Source organism: Paraburkholderia sp. SG-MS1 (assembly GCF_012275575.1).
In the GTDB taxonomy this organism is placed as follows: Bacteria; Pseudomonadota; Gammaproteobacteria; order Burkholderiales; family Burkholderiaceae; genus Paraburkholderia.
Window position 1 is genome coordinate 1 of record NZ_NPIH01000002.1, and the last position, 8,385, is coordinate 8,385.

Genomic DNA, 8,385 nt, shown 5'->3' on the forward strand with positions numbered 1-8,385 from the left:
CACGCTCGCGAGCGTGCTTTCGTCCGTGTTGTAGCGCGCTTTGCATTCGGCGATCACCGAGCAGATCCGGGCATGCGCGTACTGCACGTAATGCACAGGATTTTCGTCGTTCTGCTTCAGCGCGAGGTCGATGTCGAACACGAATTCCGTGTCCGCCTTGCGCGAGATCAGGAAGAAGCGCACCGCGTCGCGGCCGCGGCGAATCGTTTCCTCGTCGATCAGGTCGACGGCCGCTTCCGAGCCCGGCGTCGCGCCGCCCGACCATTCGATCAGGTCGCGCACCGTCACGTAGCTGCCGGCGCGCTTGGAGATTTTCACCTCTTCGCCATTGCGCATCACCGTGACCATCTTGTGCAGGATGTAGTCGGGATAGCCCTTCGGAATACCGATGCCGAGACCTTGCAGACCGGCGCGCACGCGCGCGATCGTGCCGTGGTGGTCCGAGCCTTGAACATTGATAACTTTGGTGAAGCCGCGCTCCCACTTCGCGACGTGATAGGCGACGTCCGGCACGAAGTAGGTGTAGGTGCCGTCGGTCTTGCGCATCACGCGGTCTTTGTCGTCGCCGTCGTCGGTGGTGCGCAGCCACAGCGCGCCTTCCTGCTCATAGGTCTTGCCGGCAGCGATCAGCGCCTCGACGGTTTTCTCGACCCGGCCTTCCGTGTACAGCGACGACTCCAGGTAGTACTGGTCGAACTTCACGCCGAACGCCTGCAGATCCATGTCCTGCTCGCGGCGCAGATACGCCACCGCGAAGCGGCGGATCGCGTCGAGATTCTCGACGTCGCCCGCGCCGGTGACCGGCTCGCCGTCACTCGCGGCCACGGTCACGCCGTTCAGATAGTCCTTCGCGATATCGGCGATGTACTCGCCGTTGTAGGCCGAAGCCGGCCATCCTTCGTCGCCGGGGGCTAGGCCGCGCGCGCGCGCCTGAGTGGACAGCGCGAGCGTATGGATCTGCACGCCGGCGTCGTTGTAATAGAACTCGCGGTGCACGTCCCAGCCTTGCGAGGCCAGCACATTCGACAGCGCGTCGCCGAGCGCGGCCTGGCGGCCGTGGCCGACGTGCAGCGGACCGGTCGGGTTGGCCGAGACGAATTCGATCAGCACATGCTTGCCGGCGTCGCGTTGCGAGCGGCCGAATGCGCCTTTCTCCGCGAACACGGCGGCAATCACTGCCTGCTTGGCCGCGGCCGTGAGGCGCAGGTTGATGAAGCCGGGGCCGGCCACTTCGGCGGCTTCGACGAGACCCTGGGCTTGCGGCTGCGCGAGCAGCGCGTCGACGATCTGCTGCGCCAGCTGGCGCGGATTGGCACGCAGCGGCTTGGCGAGTTGCATCGCCACATTGCACGCGACGTCGCCGTGCGCGGCGACCTTCGGGCGTTCGAGCGTGATGGTAGGCGACACGAAAGCGGCTTCGCTCGCGCCTTGCGTGGCGAGCGCGACCTGCTTCACCGTGTCCGTGAGCAGGGTTTCGAGGGTATGTTTATGTGCGGGCAGCATGCTTGTTGCGAGTCCAGTGAGACAATCCGGTGATGCGGAAGAGGCGCCGGCCGCACGGCTGGCGCGGCCGATTCGTTAGAAGCGGGGAAAGCGGCGAGGCACCCGGTGCGGCTTTCGAAGGCGCCGGGGTACATCCGAAGCGCCATCGGGCACGTTGTCTGCAATGCGATAAACGGTGCACGGCAACATGCAACGGTGTCGACTGCCGCGGCATGCGGGGTTGCGGCCAACCGGCCCGGCCACGCTGCTCGCGCTTCGCCTCGCGCGGCGCAGGGCGGCGCGCTTTTCCGTCCAGACGGATTTTAGCAGGTGCTAATATGTTCAATGAGATGCCCAGCAAGGGCCGTGGCCGCCGCGCCTGACCGGCGAGTTGTCGTGACAGGCGCGTCATGCGCGCCGGCAGCCGCCTTCGGGCCGCTCGCGCGTCGATCCAACATAACGAAAAAGGGAACAGTCATGCTGATTACTTTCAAATGCCGCGCCTGCCCAGACGTGATGATGCTGGAGAATCTGGCTCAGTATCTGGTCGGCATTGTCGGCAAACGCCTTGGGGAGCGGGGCGTCATCACTCACGACGAACTGGGCCCGGCCATCGAGAAGCTCGAAGCCGCCATCACCTTCGACAAGCAGGAACGCGCCGAGCACGACGGCCATTTCCACGAAGGCGAAGATGGTCATGATCATCACGAGATTCCGCCGGGGCTCGCGCAGCGCGCGTATCCGTTCCTCGACATGCTGCGCGCGGCGCAGAAGGTAAACGCGGACATCGTCTGGGGGCTCTGATCCCCCCGCATGCCGCGAGAGAGCGTGCGCAGCAGCCGCAACGGCTGACCACGTGAGGCCAGACGCGCCAACGAAAAGAGCCCGCTCGACGCGGGCTCCTTGTTTTTGGAACGGGCCGAGGCCGGCCGTGCCGCTTACTGGCTGGCGGCCTCTGCCGGGGCGGCAGCGGGAGCCGACGCACCTTTCTTCATCTTCTGCTTTTTGGGTTTCTTGACGTGCTTCGCGACCGGCGGCGAATAAGAGCTGACCGCGCTGGAGCCGCCGGGGGCGGCGGGCTGGGCCAGTGCCGCCGAGGCGCCCACGGCAAGCGAAACAGCAGTCAATAACAGCGCCAGCTTTTTCATACGATTTTTCTCCGTTGACGATTGCAATTAGATAAGCCGACGCGTTTTCGCCGCGCCTGGCGGGATGAAACCGACCCAGTCTACAAAGCCGAAAATTACGCTGCCGCAAATATTCAGTCTTTCGGACCCGATATGGTGGGTTTCCCGCCACAAGGCTTATAGCAATGGCGCCAACGCCCGCTCGGCGTCCTTTTTCGACAGCGACATGCGCCGCGCGTAGTCTTCGAGCTGGTCCTGGCCAATCTTGCCGACCGAGAAATACGTACTGTCCGGGTGCGCCAGATAGAAGCCCGACACGCTGGCCGCCGGCAACATGGCAAGCGATTCGGTCACGCTCATGCCGATTTCGGTGGCTTGCAGCACGTCGAACATGTCGCGCTTCACGAGGTGATCCGGGCAGGCCGGGTAGCCTGGCGCCGGACGGACGCCACGATATTTTTCGGCGATCAATTCGTCGTTCGACAGGCTTTCGGTGTTCGCGTAGCCCCACAGGTCGCGCCGCACGCGGGCATGCAACGCTTCGGCGAACGCTTCGGCGAAGCGGTCGGCGAGCGCCTTCAGCATGATCGCGCTGTAGTCGTCGTGATCCTTTTCGAACTGCTTTTCCTTCACGTCGACGCCCAGACCCGCCGTCACCGCGAACATGCCGATGTAGTCGGCCACGCCTGAATCTTTCGGCGCAATGAAGTCGGCGAGCGACCGGTTCGGCCGCATCACGCCGTCCACCACCGGCCGCACGCTTTGCTGGCGCAGGTTGCGCCAGGTGAGCGCGACTTTTGCGCGCGATTCGTCCGTGTAAATTTCGATGTCGTCGTCGTTGACCGTGTTGGCCGGCAGCAGCGCGATCACGCCGTTGGCCTGCAGCCAGCGGCCCTGGATCAGACGCGCGAGCATCGACTTGCCGTCCGAGAACACGCGCCGCGCCGATTCGCCGACGATCTCGTCGTTCAGGATCGCCGGATACGGGCCGGCCAGATCCCAGGTCTGGAAGAACGGGCCCCAGTCGATGTAGTTCGCGAGTTCGTTCAGATCGAAGTTCTTGAACACGCGGCGGCCGATGAACTTCGGCTTGACCGGCTGATAGTTCGCCCAGTCGACCTTGGTCTTGTTGGCGCGCGCTTCGGCGAGCGTGACCATCGGCTGCGCTTTTTTGTTGGCGTGCTGGTCGCGGATGCGGTCGTAGTCGGCCTTGAGTTCGTCGACGTATTTCGCCGCGCCTTCGTCCGACAGGAGGCTCGACGCCACCGATACCGAACGCGACGCGTCGGGCACATACACCACCGGGCCCTCGTAATGCGGCGCGATCTTCACCGCGGTGTGCACGCGCGAGGTGGTCGCGCCGCCGATCAGCAGTGGAATCTTCTTTACGCGGAAGTAGTCGTCGCGCTGCATTTCCGATGCGACGTAGGCCATCTCTTCGAGGCTCGGCGTGATCAGCCCCGAGAGGCCGATGATGTCCGCGCCTTCAACCTTCGCCTTCGCGAGAATGTCGTTGCACGAGACCATCACGCCCATGTTGACCACTTCGAAGTTATTGCACTGAAGGACCACGGAGACAATGTTCTTGCCGATGTCGTGCACGTCGCCCTTCACCGTGGCGATGACGATCTTGCCCTTCGCGCGCACGTCGCCGCCGGCCGCGGCCAACTGTTTCTTTTCTTCTTCGATGAACGGGATCAGATGCGCGACCGCCTGTTTCATCACGCGCGCCGATTTGACGACCTGCGGCAGGAACATCTTGCCCTGACCGAACAGGTCACCGACGATGTTCATGCCGTCCATCAGCGGGCCTTCGATCACGTTGATCGGGCGGCCGCCTTCTGCTGCGATCTTCGCGCGCACTTCCTCGGTATCTTCGACGATGAAGTTGGTGATGCCCGACACGAGCGCGTGCGCCAGACGTTTTTCGACCGGCTGGTTGCGCCACTCGAGGTTCTCTTCCTTCTTCGCGGCGCCGGTCTTGAACTTGTCCGCAATTTCGAGGAGCCGGTCGGTGCCGTCTTCACGACGGTTCAGCACCACGTCTTCCACGCGCTCGCGCAACTCCGGGTCGAGGTCGGCATACACGCCGAGCTGGCCCGCGTTGACGATGCCCATGTCCATGCCCGCCTGGATCGCGTGATAGAGGAACACGGTGTGGATCGCTTCGCGCACCGGGTCGTTGCCGCGGAACGAGAACGACACGTTCGACACGCCGCCGCTCACCTTCGCGTATGGCAGGTTCTGCTTGATCCAGCGCGTCGCTTCGATGAAGTCAACCGCGTAGTTGTTGTGTTCTTCGATACCGGTGGCGACCGCGAAGATGTTCGGATCGAAGATGATGTCTTCCGGCGGGAAGCCCACTTCATTCACGAGGAAGTCATACGAGCGTTTGCAGATCTGCGTCTTGCGCTCGAAAGTGTCGGCCTGGCCGTGTTCGTCGAAGGCCATCACGACGGCGGCTGCGCCGTAGCGGCGAATCAGGTTCGCGTGATGGCGGAACGACTCTTCGCCTTCCTTCAGCGAGATCGAGTTGACGATCGCCTTGCCTTGCACGCACTTCAGGCCCGCTTCGATCACCTCCCACTTCGACGAGTCGATCATGATCGGCACGCGCGCGATGTCCGGTTCCGACGCGATCAGATTCATGAAGCGCACCATCGCCGCTTTCGAATCGAGCATCGCTTCGTCCATGTTGACGTCGATGACCTGCGCGCCGTTTTCGACCTGCTGGCGCGCGACGGCAATCGCCTCGTCGAACTGGTCGTTCAAAATCATTCGCGCGAACGCTTTCGAGCCAGTCACGTTGGTGCGTTCGCCGACGTTGATGAAAAGCGTCCCGGACGTGACGTTGAACGGCTCGAGGCCGGCAAGGCGCATGGTGTGATCGGTCATGGCGTATGTGCGAGTCGATTGCTTGCGTTGAGATGCGGCTACGGTGCGGCTATTTCGGTACTGCGGGAGCGGCTGCCCGAATTCGGGCAGCCTCGCCTATGCGGCGTCGCGATACTGCGTCGGCCATTGGCGCGGTTTTACTTCGGCGAGCGCCTGGGCAATCGCCGCGATGTGCTCGGGCGTCGTGCCGCAGCAGCCGCCGGCGATGTTCACGAGGCCGGCCTGGGCGAACTCCTTGAGCAGGCCCGAGGTATCGGCGGGCAATTCGTCGAAGCCGGTGTCGCTCATCGGATTCGGCAAACCGGCGTTCGGATAGCACGACACATAGGTGTCGCACAGCTTCGCCAGTTCGGCGATGTACGGGCGCATCAGCGCCGCGCCGAGCGCGCAGTTCAGACCGAACGTAAGCGGCTTCGCGTGACGCAGCGAGTTCCAGAACGCCTCGACGGTCTGCCCCGACAGAATACGCCCCGATGCGTCCGTGACGGTGCCGGAGATCATGATCGGCAGACGCTCGCCGGTGTCTTCGAACAGCTCGTCGAGCGCGAACAGCGCGGCTTTCGCATTGAGCGTGTCGAAGATCGTTTCGACGAGGAACAGATCCACGCCGCCGTCCAGCAGTGCCTTGGCCTGCTCGTAGTAGGCGGCGCGCAGTTCGTCGAACGTCACGTTGCGCGCACCCGGATCGTTCACGTCAGGGGAAATGCTCGCGGTCTTCGGCGTCGGTCCGATCGCGCCCGCGACGAAGCGTGGCTTGTCCGGCGTCGAATACTTGTCGCAAGCGGCGCGCGCCAGTTTCGCCGACTCGAGATTCATCTCGATGGCGAGCGCTTCCATGCCGTAGTCCGCCTGCGCCACCGTGGTCGCGCCGAACGTGTTGGTTTCGATGATGTCGGCGCCGGCCGCCAGATACTGCTCATGAATCTCGGCGATGATCTGCGGCTGAGTGAGCGACAGCAACTCGTTGTTGCCCTTGATGTCGCGCCCGTAGTCCTTGAAGCGCTCGCCGCGATAGCGGGCTTCGTCGAGCTTGTAGCGCTGGATCATCGTGCCCATTGCGCCGTCCAGGATCAGGATGCGCGACTTGAGCAGCGCGGGGAGCGCCGTGCCGCGCGTGTAGGCGGGCTCGGAACGGACTGGCGTGGCGGTTTGAGCAGGCTGGTTCATGGCGGATGAGGGCTTGCGCCGGCATTTTCGGGAAACCTGTCATTGTAGCCGCAGCCGGGCTGATGCGCCCGGCGCGGGTGAAGCCACGCCCCGGCGTGCGGGCATGACAGTGAGCCAAAGATAATGCGAGAAGGATGCGGAGACAAAACCGTTAAGGGGGCAAAAGCGCGCTGCCAAGAAAACGGCCCAGCGAGGCAAAAACCTGCTGGGCCGTTTTACGAGTGCTGACCGTCTTATAAAGGCCGCCGGCTGGGGCCGGACGGCGCGGTCAATTCATGTCGCCAAAGACGTTGATGCAAATCCTGCGGTTAGTGAAGGATCACAGGTTGATGCATGAGGCTGTCGAACTGGCCGAGAAATTCGTCGACCTCGTCCAGGGACGGCTCTTCTTCGATCAGCTTCTGCACGTGCTCGCGAAAGCGCGCCGCCATTGCGCCGTCGATGTAGATCTCGCGCTGCATGTTTTTGTCGACGATCTCGTAGCCACCCGACTTCATGGCCAGAGGACCTTCCTGCGGCGGAAACTCGACGACACAATAATTGGGGCTGTTGTAGATCATTTGCATGGCGACACTCCTTATTTCCGTTGGCTCCTGGCCGTTTCTGCACCATACGTGGAGCGTATGTGTTGGAATTCAAGGGGTGGGTCCGGATGTGACGCTTGCCCAGCTTCCGAACCTACCGGTTAGACCGGCCTTTCAAGAAACGTTTCAAGCAGTGCAGCAAAACGGTGAGATTGCTCGATGGGCGCGAGATGAGCGGCGTCGAGGAGTTCGAACTGTGCGCCTTCGATGGCGTCTGCTATTGCACGCGTTGCAGCAGGCGGCGTGCCTGAGTCGTGGCGGCCCGCCACGGTCAAGGTGGGACAACGAATGCTTGCCAGCTTACTGCTTACTTCGAAATCGCGCAGCGCTTCGCATGCCATGGCGTAGCCTTCTGGCAACGTATGGGCGAGCACCTCGCGAATCTGCTCCACCGCTTCGGGATGGGCGGCTTGAAAACCAGGTGTGAGCCAGCGGCTCAAAGTCGTGGGCACCAGCGCTGCGACGCCATCGGTGCGCGCTGCATGGGCGCGTTGATCCCAGACGGCGCGATTCTCCGGCAACGTGCCGGCGGCACTGTCGGCGATCGTCAGCGTGTCGACGCGTGACGGGTGATTCAGTGCGAATTGCTGCGCGATCATGCCGCCCATCGACATGCCGACCAGATGCGTCGTCGGGGCACCCAGCGCGTCGAGCAGCGCGGCGAGATCGTTTGAAAGATCGTCGACACTGAACGGCCCGGCGGATACAGCGGTATTGCCGTGGCCGCGCACGTCGTAGCGCAGCACGGTGTAGTCGTCGCGGAAATAGCCGGCAAGCTGGTCCCAGACAGACAGATCGCCGCCCAGCTGATGGATGAACGTCAGCCACGGGCCGCCGCCCTCGTTGCTCAGCACATAGCGCGTTTCGATTCCGTTGATGTTCACTTGCATGCGGGCTCCTTGAAGGGAATGCAGTGGAGGGTCCGTTCGGCCATTGCACGCGTCGTGTTCGGCCCCTGCGATGGGGCTGATCCCTATACGCAGCGCACGCGCGAACGGTTGCAGCAAGTGGTGCGAGTCGGCGTCGCCGCGGAAGTTCGGCGATTCGATCGAGACCCTGTTCGGATTGTGGGGATGTCAGGGTTTGACGTTGCCCGGGGCGGTCGAATCGACCGGTGCGGCGGCCGCGGG

Annotated in this window: 7 protein-coding genes; 1 reads left to right on the plus strand and 6 read right to left on the minus strand. The window is 63.2% G+C overall.

The genetic code is table 11. The annotated features are described in order from the left end of the window. The coding region (gene argS / locus CIC12_RS00120) for an arginine--tRNA ligase (RefSeq protein ID WP_168661028.1) at positions 1-1,503 on the minus strand (1,503 nt) is incomplete at its 3' end. Positions 1,504-1,959: 456 nt separating this feature from the next. Between argS and CIC12_RS00125 the strand changes: the two genes are divergently transcribed. Next, positions 1,960-2,286 (plus strand): DUF1840 domain-containing protein, encoded by a 327-nt coding sequence (locus CIC12_RS00125; RefSeq protein WP_168661030.1) that lies wholly within the window; start codon positions 1,960-1,962, stop codon positions 2,284-2,286. Positions 2,287-2,420: 134 nt separating this feature from the next. Here CIC12_RS00125 and CIC12_RS00130 read toward each other — a convergent pair whose 3' ends face one another. The 5 genes from CIC12_RS00130 to CIC12_RS00150 all read right to left on the minus strand — a co-directional run bounded on the left by CIC12_RS00130 (position 2,421) and on the right by CIC12_RS00150 (position 8,145). Further along, entirely contained in the window at positions 2,421-2,630 is a 210-nt protein-coding gene (locus CIC12_RS00130) for an acid-shock protein (RefSeq protein WP_168661031.1), read from the minus strand. 156 nt (positions 2,631-2,786) lie between these two features. Further along, a complete protein-coding gene (gene metH / locus CIC12_RS00135; protein WP_274597532.1) occupies positions 2,787-5,594 on the minus strand; it encodes a methionine synthase in 2,808 nt (935 codons plus the stop codon). Positions 5,595-5,600: 6 nt separating this feature from the next. Further along, positions 5,601-6,671 carry a homocysteine S-methyltransferase family protein gene (locus tag CIC12_RS32765; RefSeq protein WP_168661035.1) on the minus strand — a complete coding sequence of 357 codons (1,071 nt, stop codon included), beginning with the start codon at positions 6,669-6,671 and terminating at the stop codon, positions 5,601-5,603. A 308-nt stretch (positions 6,672-6,979) separates the two neighbouring features. After that, on the minus strand, positions 6,980-7,237 hold the full coding sequence (locus tag CIC12_RS00145) for a BTH_I0359 family protein (protein WP_007179533.1): 258 nt from the start codon (positions 7,235-7,237) through the stop codon (positions 6,980-6,982). Between the two features lie 119 nt (positions 7,238-7,356). Beyond that, on the minus strand, positions 7,357-8,145 hold the full coding sequence (locus CIC12_RS00150; protein ID WP_168661037.1) for an alpha/beta fold hydrolase: 789 nt from the start codon (positions 8,143-8,145) through the stop codon (positions 7,357-7,359). Between the last annotated feature and the right edge of the window lie 240 nt (positions 8,146-8,385).